This is a genomic window from Streptomyces sp. NPDC025793, assembly GCF_055558375.1.
The window spans coordinates 158,771-176,063 of record NZ_JBVHMR010000007.1 but is presented as its reverse complement, the minus strand read 5'-3'; the positions used below and the strand labels follow the sequence as shown (position 1 = coordinate 176,063).

General features: G+C 68.9%; 15 protein-coding genes and 1 pseudogene. 6 read left to right on the top strand and 10 right to left on the bottom strand.

Translation table 11 applies throughout. The annotated features are described in order from the left end of the window. Positions 1–34: 34 nt before the first annotated feature. The 3 genes from ACZ4MF_RS16635 to ACZ4MF_RS16625 all read right to left on the bottom strand — a co-directional run bounded on the left by ACZ4MF_RS16635 (position 35) and on the right by ACZ4MF_RS16625 (position 1,569). A complete protein-coding gene (locus ACZ4MF_RS16635; RefSeq protein WP_356026551.1) occupies positions 35–451 on the bottom strand; it encodes a DUF6113 family protein in 417 nt (138 codons plus the stop codon). Beyond that, positions 448–1,305: an N-acetyl-1-D-myo-inositol-2-amino-2-deoxy-alpha-D-glucopyranoside deacetylase gene (mshB, locus tag ACZ4MF_RS16630; protein ID WP_467492718.1), complete on the bottom strand. Its 858-nt coding sequence runs from the start codon at positions 1,303–1,305 to the stop codon at positions 448–450. The genes ACZ4MF_RS16635 and mshB overlap by 4 nt, the downstream gene beginning before the upstream one ends. 69 nt (positions 1,306–1,374) lie before the next feature. Then, on the bottom strand, positions 1,375–1,569 hold the full coding sequence (locus tag ACZ4MF_RS16625) for a hypothetical protein (protein ID WP_356026547.1): 195 nt from the start codon (positions 1,567–1,569) through the stop codon (positions 1,375–1,377). A gap of 164 nt (positions 1,570–1,733) precedes the next feature. Here ACZ4MF_RS16625 and ACZ4MF_RS16620 point away from each other — a divergent pair, with 164 nt between their 5' ends. Beyond that, positions 1,734–3,854 carry a S9 family peptidase gene (locus ACZ4MF_RS16620; protein WP_467492717.1) on the top strand — a complete coding sequence of 707 codons (2,121 nt, stop codon included), beginning with the start codon at positions 1,734–1,736 and terminating at the stop codon, positions 3,852–3,854. A gap of 128 nt (positions 3,855–3,982) precedes the next feature. Here the strand turns inward: ACZ4MF_RS16620 and ACZ4MF_RS16615 are convergent, their stop codons facing one another. The 6 genes and pseudogenes from ACZ4MF_RS16615 to ACZ4MF_RS16590 all read right to left on the bottom strand — a co-directional run bounded on the left by ACZ4MF_RS16615 (position 3,983) and on the right by ACZ4MF_RS16590 (position 9,750). Next, complete coding sequence (locus tag ACZ4MF_RS16615) at positions 3,983–5,053, bottom strand: ABC transporter ATP-binding protein (protein WP_467492716.1); 1,071 nt, start codon at positions 5,051–5,053, stop codon at positions 3,983–3,985. After that, complete coding sequence (locus ACZ4MF_RS16610; RefSeq protein WP_467492714.1) at positions 5,037–6,020, bottom strand: ABC transporter ATP-binding protein; 984 nt, start codon at positions 6,018–6,020, stop codon at positions 5,037–5,039. The genes ACZ4MF_RS16615 and ACZ4MF_RS16610 overlap by 17 nt, the downstream gene beginning before the upstream one ends. Positions 6,021–6,027: 7 nt before the next feature. Beyond that, positions 6,028–6,135, bottom strand: a pseudogene (locus ACZ4MF_RS16605) (ABC transporter permease); the annotation flags it as partial. 92 nt (positions 6,136–6,227) lie between these two features. Beyond that, positions 6,228–7,208, bottom strand: a complete 981-nt coding sequence (locus ACZ4MF_RS16600) for an ABC transporter permease (RefSeq protein ID WP_467492713.1) — start codon at positions 7,206–7,208, stop codon at positions 6,228–6,230. Continuing rightward, entirely contained in the window at positions 7,201–8,124 is a 924-nt protein-coding gene (locus tag ACZ4MF_RS16595) for an ABC transporter permease (protein ID WP_467492712.1), read from the bottom strand. Before ACZ4MF_RS16595 ends, ACZ4MF_RS16600 begins: the two co-directional genes overlap by 8 nt. A gap of 6 nt (positions 8,125–8,130) precedes the next feature. Further along, positions 8,131–9,750: a peptide ABC transporter substrate-binding protein gene (locus tag ACZ4MF_RS16590; RefSeq protein WP_467492711.1), complete on the bottom strand. Its 1,620-nt coding sequence runs from the start codon at positions 9,748–9,750 to the stop codon at positions 8,131–8,133. Between the two features lie 465 nt (positions 9,751–10,215). Between ACZ4MF_RS16590 and ACZ4MF_RS16585 the strand changes: the two genes are divergently transcribed. The 5 genes from ACZ4MF_RS16585 to ACZ4MF_RS16565 all read left to right on the top strand — a co-directional run bounded on the left by ACZ4MF_RS16585 (position 10,216) and on the right by ACZ4MF_RS16565 (position 16,290). Beyond that, complete coding sequence (locus ACZ4MF_RS16585; RefSeq protein ID WP_467492710.1) at positions 10,216–11,247, top strand: ABC transporter permease; 1,032 nt, start codon at positions 10,216–10,218, stop codon at positions 11,245–11,247. A gap of 76 nt (positions 11,248–11,323) precedes the next feature. Continuing rightward, on the top strand, positions 11,324–13,108 hold the full coding sequence (locus ACZ4MF_RS16580; protein WP_467492709.1) for an ABC transporter substrate-binding protein: 1,785 nt from the start codon (positions 11,324–11,326) through the stop codon (positions 13,106–13,108). Positions 13,109–13,190: 82 nt separating this feature from the next. Beyond that, complete coding sequence (locus ACZ4MF_RS16575) at positions 13,191–14,171, top strand: ABC transporter permease (RefSeq protein WP_467492708.1); 981 nt, start codon at positions 13,191–13,193, stop codon at positions 14,169–14,171. Between the two features lie 8 nt (positions 14,172–14,179). After that, positions 14,180–15,205, top strand: coding sequence for an ABC transporter ATP-binding protein (locus ACZ4MF_RS16570; protein WP_467492707.1), 1,026 nt, complete (start codon positions 14,180–14,182; stop codon positions 15,203–15,205). Positions 15,206–15,231: 26 nt separating this feature from the next. After that, on the top strand, positions 15,232–16,290 hold the full coding sequence (locus ACZ4MF_RS16565; RefSeq protein WP_467492706.1) for an ABC transporter ATP-binding protein: 1,059 nt from the start codon (positions 15,232–15,234) through the stop codon (positions 16,288–16,290). Between the two features lie 71 nt (positions 16,291–16,361). On the opposite strand, the gene ACZ4MF_RS16560 is transcribed toward ACZ4MF_RS16565, so the two are convergent. Then, positions 16,362–17,258, bottom strand: coding sequence for a hypothetical protein (locus ACZ4MF_RS16560; RefSeq protein ID WP_467492705.1), 897 nt, complete (start codon positions 17,256–17,258; stop codon positions 16,362–16,364). Between the last annotated feature and the right edge of the window lie 35 nt (positions 17,259–17,293).

Genomic DNA, 17,293 nt, shown 5'->3' with positions numbered 1-17,293 from the left:
GACTCGCACGTGCGTGGTACGGCGAAGTGGTACGTCACTTGCCAAGTCGGGCGGGGCCGCCGCCAGGTTGCCGCCCCGCGCCGATGGTGGCGCAGATCACAGCGACCACCATGCCACCCAGCAGGAAGAGATAGGAGGACCCCCCGGCACTGAACAGGAAGTCGCCCTCGGGGCGCGAGGTGGTGAGCAGAATGACGGCGATGATCCAGCCGGCCACCGGCGCCACGGCCCCGCCGCGCCCGCCGGTGGCGTACGCACCGCCGAGGAACAGCCCGGCCGAGCCGACGAGCGCGAGCAGCAGCCCGCCGGGGAACCAGCCGGCCTGCACCAGGGTCCCGGCGAGACCGACGACCGCACCGAGCAGGAAGAGGCCGGCGTAGGCGGCGACGCGTCCGGCGGAGGGCCGTTGCAGCGGCTGGGCGAGCATCGGTCCCTGTCCCGAGTTGCTCATGCCCCCGCCCCCTCGACGCCCGCGAACAGGTCGCTCTCCCCGGGCTCGGCCGTGCCGCGCACCAGCTCGTAGTACTCGGTGGTGAACAGCGGCTGGGCGAGCTCGTTGGAGAGCGCGAAGTACGGCTCGGCCACCTCGATCTGGGTGACGTGGGCGCGCATCGCGGCGGCCTTGGCGGCGGCGTACGGCGCGCCGTCGACGGCGGTGGTGATCCGCTCGTCGTCCACGACACCCGGCACGTCGGCCAGGGACGCGCTCTTGTCGAACGGCAGTGCGGACAGCTCCTCCTGGAGCCGCTCGAAGGCGGCCTCGGCGACGGAGCGCGGGACGCGGTTCCAGTAGACCTTCGCGATCCGGTGCCCGCGCTCGTCCGCCAGCTCGACGGCGCGCATGGCGACCCGGTGGGCCTGGATGTGGTCCGGGTGGCCGTATCCGCCGTTGTCGTCGTACGTCACGAGCACCTGGGGCCGGACGTCGAGGATCACCTCGGCGAGCCGCCCGGCGGCCTCATCGACATCGGCCTGCCAGAAGCACCCGGGGTCCTCGTTGTCCGCGATGCCCATCATCCCGGAGTCCCCGTACCGCCCCGCGCCGCCGAGCAGCCGGGCGTCGCCCACCCCGAGCGCACGCACGGCGCCGGCCAGCTCGCCACGCCGGTGCAGGCCCAGCGCGGCACCGGTCAGATGCCGCAGCTCGGGCGGAATGACCTCGCCGCGCTCCCCGAGGGTGCAGGTGACCAGGGTCACATGGACCCCCTCGGCCGCGTACCGGGCCATGGTCGCGCCGTTGTTGATCGACTCGTCGTCCGGATGCGCGTGCACCAGGAGAAGACGCCGGTCGGGCAGTTCCGTCATGGGGTCCACCCTACGAGGCCGCGGCGCTCTTGCAGCGCGGCAGGCCGTCGGCGGTGACCTCCCGGCCCCTCAGAACTTGATACTGCCGATCATGCTCGCGACGTTCGTCGTCAGCTGGCTGATCGTGGGTGCGATGGTCGAGGAGGCGAGATAGAAGCCGAGCAGCATGCAGACGAGCGCGTGCCCGCCCTTCAACCCCGACTTCTTGATCAGCAGGAAGACGATGATCGCCAGCAGCACCACCGCCGAAATCGAGAGTGCCACGGCGGCTCACCTCCAAAGATCGCCAGATCCGGATCAGTTGACCAAGTCCACACGGACGCCAGCGGGTTCATACCCACACAGCGGTAGTGATCATAACTATGCGTGCTCGCGCATCGCTCGGCGCACGGCCGCACAAGGGGGCGCATGGCCAATATGGTCGAGGCATGACGACCGAGGCTGACTCCTTCCCCCGACGGCACGCCCGGACACAGCGGTTCACGCTCGGCGCGCCGCGTTCGTTCACCGTGGCGCCCGACGGTTCGCGTGTCGCGTTCCTCCGCTCCGGCTCCGGCGACGACCGGGCCAACTCCCTTTGGGTTCTCGATCTCCCGGACGGCGCCGAGCGGCCGGCCGCCGATCCGCGCACCCTCCTCGCCGGCGCCTCCGAGGAGCTGTCCGCGCAGGAGCGGGCGCGCCGCGAACGCAGCCGGGAAGGCGGTGCCGGGATCGTCGGCTACGCCACCGACACGGCCGTGGAATTGGCGTCTTTCGCCTTGTCAGGGCGGCTTTTCACAGCCGAGCTGCGGGCCGGCACCACGCGTGAACTCCGGGTCCCGGGACCGGTGATCGACCCGCGTCCCGCCCCCGACGGCCGGCACGTCGCGTACGTCGCGCGGGGTGCGCTGCGGGTCGTGGGCGCGGACGGGGAGCAGGACCGGGCCCTCGCGGAACCGGAGTCGGAGCACATCGCCTACGGCCTCGCCGAGTTCATCGCGGCGGAGGAGATGGGGCGTTCGCGGGGCTTCTGGTGGGCGCCGGACGGGCGTCGGCTGCTCGTGGCGCGCGTGGACGACACGCCGGTGAAGCGGTGGTGGATCGCGGATCCGGCCCACCCGGAGCGTGAGCCGGTTAACGTCGCCTACCCGGCCGCCGGCACCCCGAACGCGGACGTGCGGCTGTTCGTGATCGGCCTCGACGGGGAGCGCACGGAGGTCGGCTGGGACCGGGAGCGCTATCCGTATCTCGCGCGTGTGCACTGGTCAGCGGCCGGTGCGCCGCTGTTGCTGGTGCAGGCGCGGGACCAGCGGAGCCAGCTGTTCCTGGCCGTGGATCCGGACACCGGGGCCACGCGGATGGTGCACGCCGACGAAGATCCGATTTGGCTGGAACTTTTCCCTGGGGTGCCCTGCTGGAGCCCCTCAGGGCAGCTCGTCCGCATCGTGGACGAGGGTGGCACCCGGGCGCTCGCGGTCGGCGAACGCCCCCTGACCAGCGGTCAGTTGCACATCCGGGCGGTGCTGGACGTGGGCGAGAGCGACGTGCTGGTTTCCGCCTCGACCGGCCACGAGGCACATGCCGGGGAAATTGGCGAAGTTCATGTGTACCGCGTGAACGAACTGGGTGTGGAGCGTGTGTCCCAGGAGCCCGGTGTGCACACGGCGACGCGTGCGGGCGATGTGACGGTGCTCGTGTCCACGAGCCTGGATCGGCCCGGCGCCCGGGTGCAGGTGCTGCGTGACGGAAAGGCGGTGGCCACTGTCCGGTCATATGCCGAAGATCCCGGTATGTCCCCTCGGGTGACCCTGGTCGAGGGGGGCGCACGCCGAATTCCGTGCGCCGTGCTTATGCCGCGGGACTACCCCGGGGACACGCCCCTGCCGGTCCTGCTGGACCCCTACGGCGGACCGCACGGCCAGCGGGTGGTCGCCGCACACAACGCCCACCTCACCTCGCAGTGGTTCGCCGACCAGGGCTTCGCGGTGATCGTCGCCGACGGGCGCGGCACCCCGGGGCGTTCGCCGGGCTGGGAGAAGTCGGTCCGGGACGACCTCGCGGCCGTCGTGCTGGAGGACCAGGTCGCCGCGCTGCACGCGCTCGCCGAACGGTTCCCGCTGGACCTCGGCCGGGTGGCGATCCGGGGCTGGTCCTTCGGCGGCTATCTCGCGGCGCTCGCGGCACTGCGCCGCCCGGACGTCTTCCACGCGGCGGTCGTCGGAGCGCCGGTCACCGACCTGCGGCTGTACGACACCCACTACCAGGAGCGCTACCTCGGCGACCCGGGCGAGCGGCCCGAGGTCTACCGGCGCAACTCGCTGGTGGACGACGCGGGCCTGGTCGAGCCGGCCGAGCCGCACCGCCCGATGATGATCATCCACGGCCTGGCGGACGACAACGTGGTGGTCGCCCACTCCCTGCGGCTGTCCTCCGCCCTGCTGGCCGCCGGCCGTCCGCACGAGGTCCTGCCGCTGTCCGGGGTGACGCACATGACCCCGCAGGAGACGGTCGCCGAGAACCTGCTCCGGCTCCAGCTGGACTTCCTCAAGCGGTCGCTGGGCCTGGCATAGCGCCGCAAACACCCCTCAACCGCGTTAACACGCAGGCAACTTCGCAGAAGCCGTACCGATATACGGACGCTGGATCCTGAACAGCGTACGGCCGTGCGGGTGCCGTAAGCGGGCCGGGATGCGCCATGTCATCCCGGCCCGCTGCCGTTCTCCTCGGCGGCACCCTCCGCCGGGACCACCTGGAGCTCCTCCGCGAAGTGGCAGGCGGAGTCGTGGGCCGCCGGACCCGTGCCGCCCCGGAAGACCTCCGGGACCGCCAGCGCCGGGACCTCCACCACGCACCGCTCCCGGGCCTTCCAGCAGCGGGTGCGGAAGCGGCAGCCGGAGGGGACGTTCGCCGGCGAGGGCACGTCACCGGTGAGGATGATCCGCTCGCGGCGGTCGCGGGCCTCGGGGTCGGGGACGGGGACCGCCGACAGGAGCGCCTGGGTGTAGGGGTGCGTGGGGTGGTCGTAGATCTCGGTGTCCCGGCCGGTCTCCACGATCCGGCCCAGGTACATGACCCCGACCCGGTCCGAGATGTGCCGCACGATCGACAGGTCGTGGGCGATGAAGACGTAGGAGAGGTCGAACTCGGACTGGAGCCGGTCGAGCAGGTTCATCACCTGGGCCTGGACCGAGACGTCGAGGGCGGAGACGGGTTCGTCGGCGACGATGACCTCCGGGCGCAGCGCCAGCCCCCGGGCGATGCCGATGCGTTGGCGCTGGCCGCCGGAGAACTGGTGCGGATAGCGGTTCACGTACTCCGGATTGAGGCCGACGACGTCCAGCAGCTCCTGGACCCGGCGGCGGCGCTCGCCCTTCGGAGCCGCCTCGGGGTGGATGTCGTACGGCTCCCCGACGATGTCGCCGACGGTCATGCGGGGGTTGAGGGAGGTGTACGGGTCCTGGAAGACCATCTGGATGTTGCGGCGTACGGCCTTCAGGGCGCGGCCGGACAGCCGGGTGATGTCCTCGCCCTTGAACCGGATCGACCCGGCAGTCGGGCGTTCCAGGTTGCACAGCAGCTTGGCGACCGTGGACTTGCCGCAGCCGGACTCGCCGACGATGCCGAGGGTTTCGCCCCTGCCGAGGGTGAAGTCGACGCCGTCGACGGCCCTGATCGCGCCGATCTGCTTCCTGAAGAGGACGCCCCGGGTGAGCGGGTAGTGCTTGACGAGCCCGCTGACCTGGAGGATCGGCTCACTGCTCGGGGCCATGCAGGCACTCCCTCCAGAAGTGGCAGGCGCTGCCCCGGGCCGGGGACACCGCGTACAGGGCCGGTTCGTCCGTACGGCAGACGTCCTGGGCCATCGGGCAGCGGGGGTGGAAGGCGCAGCCGGGCGGGATGTTCATCAGGTTCGGCGGCAGGCCCTTGATGGCGTACAGCTCCTGGCCCTTCTGGTCCAGGCGCGGGATGGAGTCCAGCAGGCCCCGGGTGTAGGGGTGGGCGGGGGCCTTGTAGAGGTCGAGCACGGGCGCGGACTCGACGATGCGGCCCGCGTACATCACGGCGATGCGGTCGGCGACGTCGGCGACGACGCCGAGATCATGGGTGATGAGGATGAGGCCCATGCGGTACTCGCGCTGCAACTCCGCGAGCAGGTCCATGACCTGGGCCTGCACGGTGACGTCGAGGGCGGTGGTGGGCTCGTCGGCGATGACCAGCGCGGGCTCCAGGGCCAGCGCCATGGCGATCATGATGCGCTGGCGCATGCCGCCGGAGAACTGATGGGGATAGTCCCGCACCCGCTGCGCGGCCCCCGGGATCCGCACCCGCTCCATCAGCTCGACGGCCCTGGCCCGAGCGTCCTTCTTCGACATGCCCCGGTGCACGACGAACATCTCGCCGAGCTGATCGCCCACGCAGACCACGGGGTTGAGGGCCGACAGGGCGTCCTGGAAGATCATGGCCATGTCGGCGCCCCTGATCTTCCGCCGCTCCTCTTCCTTCAGCCTCAGCAGATCCCGTCCCTGGAAGAGGATCTGTCCGCCGGTGATCCTGCCGGGCGGCATGTCGAGGATCCCCATCACGGCCTGCGCCGTCACCGACTTGCCCGACCCGGACTCCCCGAGCACGGCCAGCGTCTCCCCCGCGTCCACGGCGTACGACACCCCGTTGACCGCCTTGGCGACCCCGTCCCGTGTCCGGAACTCCACGTGCAGGTCCCGCACTTCGAGCAGCACGGCACGATCACCTCAGCCTCGGGTCGAGAGCGTCGCGGACCGCGTCGCCGAGCATGATGAACGCCAGCACCGTGACGGCCAGTGCACCCGACGGCCACAGGAGGGCGCGCCCCGCCCACCCCAGCCCACCCCACGCCACCGCCCCGGACCGACACCGCCCTGGACCCGAACCCCCACGCCACTCCCGCACTTCAAGAAGCACACCCCTCACCTCAGCCTCGGGTCGAGAGCGTCGCGGACCGCGTCGCCGAGCATGATGAACGCCAGCACCGTGACGGCCAGTGCACCCGACGGCCACAGGAGGGCGTGGGGGGCGTTGCGGATGTAGGGGGAGGAGGCGGAGATGTCGATGCCCCAGGAGACGCTGGGGGGTTTCAGCCCCACGCCGAGGTAGGACAGGGTCGCCTCCAGGGCGATGTACGTGCCGAGGGCGATGGTGGCGACCACGATCACCGGGGCCACCGCGTTGGGGGCGATGTGGCGCAGCAGGATGCGGGTGTCCGAGGCGCCGAGGGCGCGGGCGGCCTGGACGTAGTCGTGCTGCTTGGCGGTGATGACCGAGCCGCGCGCGATGCGGGAGATCTGCGGCCAGCCGAGCAGCACCATGAACCCGATGACCGGCCAGACCGTATTGCTGGTCACCACGGAGAGGAGGACGAGGCCGCCGAGGACGACCGGGATGGCGAAGAAGATGTCGGTGATCCGGGACAGGATCGCGTCCCACACGCCCCCGAAGTAGCCCGCGAGGCCCCCCAGGACGGAGCCGAGGACGGACACTCCGAGCGTGGCTAGCACGCCGACCGTGACGGACGTACGGGCGCCGTAGACGGTGCGTGTGTAGACGTTGCAGCCCTGTCCGTCGTACCCGAAGGGCGCGCCCGGTCCCGAGCCGTCCTGGGCCCTGGCCAGGTCGCAGGTCAGGGGGGAGCCGGAGGCGATCGCCGAGGGCCACAGGGAGACGAGGACCAGGAAGACGATGACCAGGGCGGAGAGCAGGAAGACCGGGTTGCGGCGCAGGTCGCGCCAGGCGTCGGACCAAAGGGAGCGCGGCTTGCCGACCGGGCCGGCAGGCGCCGGGCCGGTCGGCGTCGGTTCCAGGGTCGTCGCCTCGCTCGCCGCGAGGTCCATGGCGCCGCCCATGCCGGTCCCGGCGATCGCGCGCTCGGGCTCGTACGGCTGCTCAGGCATAGCGGATCCTCGGGTCGAGTACGGCGTACAGGAGGTCGACGACGAGGTTGGCGACCAGGAAGACCAGGACGAGGACCGTCACGAAGCCGACGACCGTCTGGGTGTTCTGGCGCAGGATGCCCTGGTACAGCTGGTAGCCGACGCCGTGGATGTTGAAGATGCGCTCGGTGACGATCGCGCCGCCCATCAGCGCGCCGACGTCGGTGCCGATGAACGTGACCACGGGGATGAGCGAGTTGCGCAGCAGGTGCCGTACGACGACACGGCGGCGGGGCAGGCCCTTGGCGACGGCCGTGCGGACGTAGTCGGACCGTTTGTTCTCGGCGATCGAGGTGCGGGTGAGCCGGGTGACGTAGGCGAGGGAGACCGAGGCGAGGACGAGGCCCGGCACGATCAGCTCGTCGATCGGGGCGGCCGGCGAGACGGACGGTTTGATCCAGCCCCACTGGACGCCGAGGAGGAGCTGGAGCAGCAGGCCGGTGACGAAGGTGGGGACGGAGATCACCACCAGGGTGCCGAGGAGGACGCCCGTGTCGACGGGCCGGCCGCGGCGCAGGCCGGTCACGACGCCGAGCGTGATGCCGATGACGATCTCGCAGACGATGGCGACGATCGTCAGCCGGATGGTGACGGGGAACGCCGTCGACATCAGCTCGGTGACCTTCTGCCCGTTGAACGCCGTACCGAAGTCGCCGGTGAAGACGTTCCCCATGTAGGTCGCGTACTGCTGCCAGACGGGCTTGTCCAGGCCGAACTCGCGGCGCAGTTGGGCGGCCGTGCCCGGGTCGCAGGCCCGCTCGCCGCACAGGCCCGCGATGGGGTCGCCCATCACGTTCACCATGAGGAAGATCAGCAGCGTGGAGCCGATGAACACCGGGACCATCTGCAGCAGCCGCCTGACCACGTAGCGCCCCATGCCGGCTCAGCTGACCTTGATCGCGTAGTAGACGGGGACGCTGAACGGATTGAGCGCCACGTCGGACAGCCGCTCGGAGTATCCGCCGCTGCCGTTCTGGTACCAGAGCGGGATGGCGGCCATGTGGTCGCGGACGACCTCCTCGGCCTGCTGGAAGTCGGCGATGGCCCTGGGCCGGTCCGTCTCGGCGTTGGCGCGGTCGATGAGCCGGTCGAAGTCCTGGTTCGACCACTTGCCGTCGTTGGAGGAGGCGTCGGTGTAGTAGAGCGGCTGGAGGAAGTCCTGGATGAGGGGGTAGTCCATCTGCCAGCCCGAGCGGAAGGGGCCGGTCATCTTGTGCTGCCCGATCTGGTTGCGGTAGTCGGCGAAGGTGCCGACGGGGTTGCCGACGCAGGCCTTGCCGTTGCCGAGGGCGTTGTTGATGGAGTTGCACACGGCGTCCACCCACTGTCTGTGCGAACCGGTGTCCGCGTTGTACGTGATCCTGACCTGGCCGCCGGGGATCCCGCCGCCCTCTGTGATCAGCTTTCTGGCCTCGGCGGGGCGGTAGTCGCAGGCGCTGCCGCACAGGCCGGGCCTGTAGCCGCCGGCCAGGCCGAGGACGGGGGAGGTCCAGTCGGTGGCCGGGGTGCGGGTGCCACGGAAGATGGTCCGCGTGATCTGTTTCCGGTCGATGGCCATGGAGAGTCCGGTGCGTACCTTCTCCGAGCCCGGCCTGTTCCAGCCGGGTTCGTAGTAGGGGAAGGCGATCGTCTGGATGATGCCGGCGGGCGTGTTGATGTAGCGGTTGCCCAGGTCGCTCCTGACGTTCTTCAGCTGGGCGGCCGGGATGTCGTCGACGAGGTCGAGGTTGCCGGCCATCAGGTCGGTGTAGGCGGTGTTGTTGTCCGTGTAGACCCGCAGAGTCACGCCGCCGTTGCGGGCCCGGTCGGGGCCGGGGTAGGCGTCCCACTTCCTCAGGGTCATCTGCGAGCCCTTCGTGTAGGACTCGATGGTGTACGGGCCGTTGCCGACCGGCTTGTCGAGCCAGGCCGCGTGGTGCGTGAAGAAGGCGCGGGGCAGCGGGGCGAAGGCGGCGTAGCCGAGGGTGTCGGGGAAGCCGGAGAACTTCTGGTTCAGCCGGACGGTGAAGGTGTGGTCGTCCACGACCCTGAGCCCGGACAGGGTGCCGGCGCTCTGGGTGCCGCTCTCGGGGTGGACCTTGTCGTACCCGTCGATGTAGCCGAAGAAGTAGGCGTTCTTCTGGTCGTTCCGCAGGCTCGCCCCGTAGTTCCAGGCGTCCACGAAGGAGCGGGCGGTCACCTTCTCGCCGTTGGAGAAGCGCCAGTCCTTCAGCCGGACGGTGAAGTTCTGCGAGTCCGTGGTGTCGATGGACCGCGCGACCCAGTTCTCCGCCCGGGCGGTACTCGGGTCGTACCTCTTCAGCCCGCGGAAGATCATGTCGAGGACCTTGCCGCCCTGCACCTCGTTGGTGTTGGCCGGCTCCAGCGGGTTCTGCGGGTCGCCCCAGGAGGAGCTGAGCACGGCGGTGCCGACGCTGCCGCCCGTGCCGCCCCCGCAGGCCGTCGCGACGAGCGCCAGGACCCCCGCCCCGGCGGCCCATCGCGCGAGCGCGATTCCACCCATGGCCGCCTCCTCCACGATGAACAACCCGGTACCGGTCAATATCGGCCGATTGCGAGCATTCCGCATGCGCGCCGCCGGATTGAGGAGCCTTTAGGGGGACACGTCAGCCGAATGCAGGCACCCGTCCGCGGACGGTCGGACGATCTTGCGGGAGGAACGCAACGGATCTTCGCGTAACGATGCCGAAACGTTGGATTGCGGCGGGTCGATGTACGCATGTCGACACACCACCGTCCGCATATCGAACTCATTGACCGAATTGCCCAGTTGGTCCGATGTGAAGCACGGATTGATTGCAGTGCACTACCCGCGTAGCTACGGAATGGTCAAGGCAGAGTAAATAAGGTAAAGACGCAACCAAGGCGACCGAGAATTTATTGACCTTGAATGAATTGCGTTGAAAAAGTCCGGCGTAGCCCGTAGGGAGCGCCCTGCGGAGCCTTGACCCACAAGGCACGGAGCATCATGACCACCCCCGCATCCCCTTCCCCGGCCGCCCCACTCGAGGTGACCGACGAAGACAGCGCCGCATCGGCGAAGCCCGGCACCCCCAAGGGCTCCGAGAGCCGCTCCCCGGGGCGCCTGGCCTGGATCCGCTTCAGGCGGGACCGGACGGGCGTCATATCCGCCTTTGTGGTGATCTTCTTCTTCGTCGTGGGCGTCGGTGCGCCGCTGATCGCCAAGCTGTACGGGAAGGACCCGTACACGACGTACGGCATGAACATCCCGGGCCTGTTCAACCAGTTCAACTACCCGGTCAAGCCCAACGGCGGCATCAGCTCCGACTTCTGGTTCGGCATCGAGCCGCAGCTCGGCCGGGACGTGTTCACGTTCCTGCTCTACGGCATCCGCAACTCGCTGCTGATCGCCACCGCCGCCGCGCTGCTGACCACCGTGCTCGGCGTCGTCATCGGCATCACCGCCGGCTACCTGGGCGGCAAGACGGACTACTTCGTCGGCCGGATCATCGACATCCTGCTGGCGTTCCCGCAGACCCTGTTCTTCATCGCCTTCTGGCCCGTGGTCATCGCGATCTTCGTCTCGTCCGAGGAGAACACCCCGACCTGGCTGACCGTCGTCAGCCTCATCACCGTGATGACGGCCTTCGGCTGGGCCTCCATCGCGCGACTGCTGCGCGGCGAGGTACTCGCCCTGCGCGAGCGCGAGTTCGTCGAGGCGGCCAAGGTCACCGGCGCCTCCCCGGCCCGCATCATCTTCAAGGAACTGCTGCCCAACCTGTGGACCCCGATCCTCATCCAGGCAACGCTGCTCCTCCCGACCTACGTCACCGCCGAAGCGGGTCTCGCGTTCCTCGGCGTCGGGCTCTCCGACCCGACGCCCGACTGGGGCGTGATGATCCAGAACGGCGCCAAGGTCTACCAGGACGACATCACCTTCATGCTCTTCCCGGGTGTGTCCATGGTGATCTTCGTCGTCGCCTTCAACCTTCTCGGCGACTCGGTCCGCGACGCACTGGACCCGAAGACCAAGCGCTGAGTTCCACCCCGACCGGGCGACGGGGCCCGGCCGGGGTCAAGCACCTCTTGCCATCCACTAAGAAAACGGGTCAGCCATGTCTCTCTCCCGCAGAAACTTTGTCATCGCCACCTCTGTCGCGGCCGCGGGCTCGACGCTGCTGTCCGCGTGCAGCAGCGGCGGCGGGGGCGGCACCGGCAACACCCCGACCGACGGCGCCACCTCGTACACCGGCGCCAAGGTCACCATCGGCACCAAGGCCGACTCGACCGGCCCGGCCCCGGAGATCCCCGGCGCGAAGAAGGGCGGCACGATCTACGGCCTGGCGCCGCAGGACTTCTCGCACCTCGACCCGCAGCGCATCTACTTCGCGTACAACTCCACGGCCGCGCTGCTCCTGCACCGCTGCCTGACCGGCTACAAGATCGACTCCACTGGCCACCAGAAGCTCGTCGGCGACCTCGCCACCGACACCGGCACCGCCTCCGCCGACAACAAGACCTGGACCTTCACGCTGAAGGAGGGTCTGAAGTGGGAGGACGGCAGCGAGCTGACCGTCGACGACGTCCGCCACGGCATCGAGCGTCTGTGGGCCCCGTTCATCACCGAGGGCGCCACCTACGTCCAGGCCGCGCTGACCGGCAGCAGCGCCAAGTGGCGTGACGCGTACGAGGGCCCGTACAAGGGCAAGCACCTCGACTCGATCGTCACCGACAAGACGAAGCGGACGATCACCTTCAAGCTGGCCGAGCCCAAGCCGGACTTCAACTTCACGCTGGCGATGCACTCGTACGCCGCCACGTCCGTGAAGCTGGACACCAAGGAGAAGTACGACAAGCAGCCGGCCTCCTCGGGTCCGTACAAGATCAAGGCCCACACGACCGACAAGTCGATGGTCCTGATCCGCAACTCGAACTGGGACCCGGCGACCGACTCGATCCGTAACGCCTACCCGGACGGCTTCGAGTTCACCTTCGGCATCGAGTCGCTCGACTCCACCGACCGCTTCATCGCGGACCAGGGCAACGACCAGTTCGCCGTGTCGATCTACAAGGGCGTCCCGGCCGAGCGCATCCAGAAGGTGCTCACCGACCCGCAGCTCAAGGCCCGCAGCTTCAACGGCCTCACCCCGGGCGTCTACTACTACGCGATCAACACCAAGCGCGTCACCGACCTGAAGGTCCGCCAGGCCCTGAACCACGCCTGGCCGCTGCAGCAGATCCGGCAGATCTACGGCGGCCCGTCCGCCGGTGACCTCGCGACCACGATCATGAGCCCGGACCTCATCGGCTACACGAAGTACGACCTCTACGGCAAGGACGCCAAGCCGCAGGGCGACCCGGACAAGGCCAAGGCGCTCCTGAAGGAGGCCGGCAAGCTGGGCATGAAGGTCGTCTACGCGTACCCGAAGGACCCGACCTACGACAAGACCAAGGTCGTCATCGAGAACGCGCTGAAGGCGGCCGGCTTCACGCCGGTCATCAAGGCGGTCGACAACACCACGTACTACGACCAGATCCAGCAGATCAACAACAGCTACGACGTGATGTGGTTCGGCTGGTCCCCGGACTGGCCGACCGCCTACACCGTGATCCAGCCGCTGTTCGACGGCGGGGCCATCGGCAACGGCCAGAACAACATCTCGCAGACCAACATCAGCTGGATCAACGACGGGATCAAGAAGAACGCGGTGATCGCCGACCAGCAGGAGGCGGGCAAGGCCTGGGCCGCGCTGGACAAGCGGATCATGGAGGAGGTCGCGCCGATCATCCCGGAGACGTTCCAGCGCCGTTACTACCTGTACGGCTCGAAGGTCGGCGGCGCGCAGTACGACCCGAACTTCTCGGCGACCCTGCTGTACAAGACCTTCGTGAAGGCCTGACGTTCCACCCCCGGCGGGGCGGCCACGACGCCGCCCCGCCGTCTCACCCCCTACGGCATCCCGTCAGGAAAACCCAACTGCCATGTTCCGCTTCCTCATCCGCCGGACCCTCGGCGCCGCTGTGATCCTGCTGATCATCAGCGCCCTGGTGTTCGTCCTGTTCTACGCCGCTCCGCGTGACCCCGCCCGCATCGCGTGCGGCAAGGTCTGCACCCCCGAGACCCTGGCCCTGGTGAAGAAGAACCTGGGGATCGATCATTCGCTCCCCGTGCAGTACTGGGACTGGCTCAAGGGCGTGTTCGTGGGGCGTGACTACGCCTCCTTCGGGCACTGCAACGCGCCGTGCCTCGGCTACTCGTTCCAGAACCGCGAGCCGGTCATGGGCACCATCCTGGACCGCTTCCCGACCACCATCTCCCTGGCCCTCGGCAGCTCCGTGGTCTTCGTGATCTTCGGTGTCGGCACCGGCATGCTGGCCGCGGTGAAGCAGGGCAAGGCCCTCGACAAGATCGCCAGCTCGGCCTCGCTGGTCGCGTCGTCGATGCAGATCTACGTCGTCGGCGTCTTCGCCACCTACCTCCTCGTGGACCAGTGGCACCTGCTGGTGCGGGCCAACTACACGCCGTTCACCCAGAATCCGGGCCAGTGGTTCGAGGGCCTGCTGGTGCCGTGGCTGGTGCTGTCGCTGATCTTCACCGCCAACTACACCCGTATGACCCGCTCCCAGATGGTCGAGTCGCTCAGCGAGGACTACGTCCGCACCGCCCGCGCCAAGGGCCTCTCGCGCCGTACGGTGTTCTTCCGCTTCGCCTGGCGCGGCGCGATGGGCCCGATCGTCACCATCTTCGGTCTCGACCTCGGCACACTGCTCGGCGGCGCGATCATCACCGAGTCGACCTTCAGCCTCCAGGGCATCGGCGCCCTGTCGGTGAAGGCGGTCATCACCAGCGACCTGCCGATGCTGCTCGGAGTCGTCCTGGTCGCCGCCGCGGCGATCGTCGTCTTCAACATCATCGTCGACTCCGTGTACGCCCTCATCGACCCGCGCGTGCGCCTCGCCTAAGGAGAGCCATGAGCACCCCCTTCCTCTCCCTGCGCGACCTGAAGGTCCACTTCTCCACCGAGGACGGCGTCGTCAAGGCCGTCGACGGGCTGTCGTTCGACCTGGAGAAGGGCAAGACGCTCGGCATCGTCGGCGAGTCCGGCTCCGGCAAGTCCGTCACCAACATGGCGATCCTGGGTCTGCACGACCCGCGGAACACCACGATGGACGGCGAGATCGTGCTCGACGGCAAGGAGCTGATCAGCGCCACCGAGTCCGAGCTGGAAAAGCTGCGCGGCAACAAGATGTCCATGATCTTCCAGGACGCGCTGGCCTCGCTCTCGCCGTACCACACCATCGGCGCGCAGATCGCCGAGACGTACCGCAAGCACACCGGCGCCTCCAAGAAGGAGGCCCGGGCGCGGGCGATCGAGATGCTGCGCCGGGTCGGCATCCCCCAGCCCGACACGCGCGTGGACGACTACCCGCACCAGTTCTCCGGCGGTATGCGCCAGCGCGCGATGATCGCCATGGCGCTGGTCTGCGACCCCGAGCTCTTGATCGCCGACGAGCCGACCACGGCCCTCGACGTGACGGTCCAGGCCCAGATCATGGACCTGCTGAAGGACCTCCAGCAGGAGTTCGGCACCGCCATCATCTTCATCACCCACGACCTCGGCGTCATCGCCGACATCGCGGACGACGTGCTGGTGATGTACGGCGGCCGGTGCGTGGAGCGCGGCACCAAGAAGCAGGTGCTGAGCGCCCCGGACCACCCCTACACCCTGGGTCTGCTGAACTCGATGCCGAGCCTGGAGGGCCCGGTCGACGTGCCGCTCTCCCCCATCCCCGGCGCCCCGCCCTCGCTGCTCAACCCGCCGTCCGGCTGCCGCTTCCACCCGCGCTGCGCGTTCACCGAGAAGGTGTCGGACGGCCGGTGCTCCACCGAGCGCCCGACGCTGGAGGTGGCCGAGGGCCGAGGCTCCGCCTGCCACCTCACCGCGGAGCAGAAGCAGGACCTCTTCGCCGACTTCGCCGGAACCCGGCACAACTGACGGACACCAGACGGGATTTCACGACCATGAGCAACACGAACCCCCTCCTGGACGTCTCCGGGCTCACGAAGCACTTCCCGATCAAGGGCGGCTTCCCCGTCCGCCGTACGGTCGGCGCGGTGCAGGCGGTCGACGGCCTGGACTTCCAGGTGGCCGAGGGCGAGAGCCTGGGCCTCGTCGGCGAGTCGGGCTGCGGCAAGTCGACCACGGGCCGGCTGATCACCCGCCTCCTCGAACCGACCGGCGGAAAGATCACCTACCGCGGGCAGGACATCACGCACGCGGGCCGCAAGCAGTTGGCGCCGATCCGCTCCGAGATCCAGATGATCTTCCAGGACCCGTACGCCTCGCTGAACCCGCGGCAGACGGTCGGCAAGATCATCTCCGGTCCGATGGAGATCAACGGCGTCCGGCCGGAGGGCGGCCGCGAGAACCGGGTCCGTGAACTCCTGGAGATCGTCGGTCTCAACCCCGAGCACTACAACCGCTTCCCGCACGAGTTCTCCGGCGGCCAGCGCCAGCGCATCGGCGTCGCCCGCGCCCTGGCCCTGGAGCCGAAGCTGATCGTCGCCGACGAGCCGGTCTCGGCCCTGGACGTCTCGATCCAGGCCCAGGTGGTGAACCTGCTCCAGAAGGTCCAGAAGGATCTGGGCATCGCGTTCGTCTTCATCGCCCACGACCTCGCGATCGTCCGGCACTTCTCGCAGCGCGTCGCCGTGATGTACCTGGGCAAGATCGTCGAGATCGCCGACCGCGCGGACCTGTACGACAACCCCCGTCACCCCTACACCCGGGCCCTGCTCTCCGCCGTGCCCGAGGCGACGGTGGACGCGGAGCCGCGCGAGCGCATCCGCCTGGTCGGCGACGTCCCCTCCCCGATCAACCCGCCCTCCGGCTGCCGCTTCCGCACCCGCTGCTGGAAGGCGACGGAGAAGTGCGCGACGGAGGCACCGCCGCTGGTACAGGTGGACGGCAACAAGCCGGGCCACCTGACGGCGTGCCACTACCCGGAGACGGCGGAGACGGTCCCGGCTCCCCGTAAGGCCGGGGACGCCCTCTCCAAGGACTCCGAGGCGGCTGCCTGACCCAAACCTTCCGATGCCGACGGCCCGCGCCCCCCCAGGCGCGGGCCGTCGGCATGAGACCAGCGGCCGGCTCACTCCTCGGCGAACAGCTCCGCCGCGTCCGTGGCGTGTACGGCCCGCTGGGCCCAGATTTCGAGCTGGTTGAGGTCCGTGCAGGCTTCGACTCGCTCGCGGATGGTGTCGGGGACCGGGATACCGCGCCATTCCAGGACGCGGAGGACCATCTCGGCCTTGGCCTCAAGCCGCCCCTGCTCCAGTCCCTGTTCTCGTCCTTCTTCGCGTACCTGCTCGGCCAGCGGGTGTCGCCAGAAGTACTGGATCGCGGTCATCAGGTCCCTCCACATCTGCTTCGCCTGGGGGTCGGTCAGGCATGAGTCGACGAACTGCACGAAGACTGCGGCACTGTCGGGGTCGATGGTCCGCAGGGCGGCGGCCAGGGATTCCAGTATGGCCGGTGCCTCAGGTCCACGCCCGTGTGTCATGGCCGAGAGCACCGCAAGGGGTACGTCCTTCTCGGCCTGCCGCTCGTCCGCGATCACGGGCACGTTGTCAGGGCCCAGCACAAGGGGGCGTACCGTCAACGACTCCCAGCCGGGGAAACCGAGCCGGATGGGACGCGAGGCCCACTTGGCGGTACTGCTGCTCTGCGTGATGACGATGAGCACGGGCTCGCAGCGGTACTTCTCGTAGAGGTAGCTCAGGTAGTAGGGCCAGCTGCCCCGCTTCCGCTCGTCCGTCTTGCCCTGCGACTCCACGACCAGGAGATACGTACCCTCGTCCGTCTCCGCCCGCAGCAGCGTGTCCACGCGGCGCTCGACCGGTTCGATCTCCGTGAGGTCCACGTTCAGCGCCGCGATCTCCCTCGGTTCGGGGAAGGGCACGTGCAGGACCTTCTGTAACGCCTTCGTCAGCAGCGTCGGATCCTTCTGGAAGATCCGGTGCAACGCCTCGTGCGACGAGCCGACCATCAGTTCTCCTTTCGTACGACGTCGTGATCAACGAG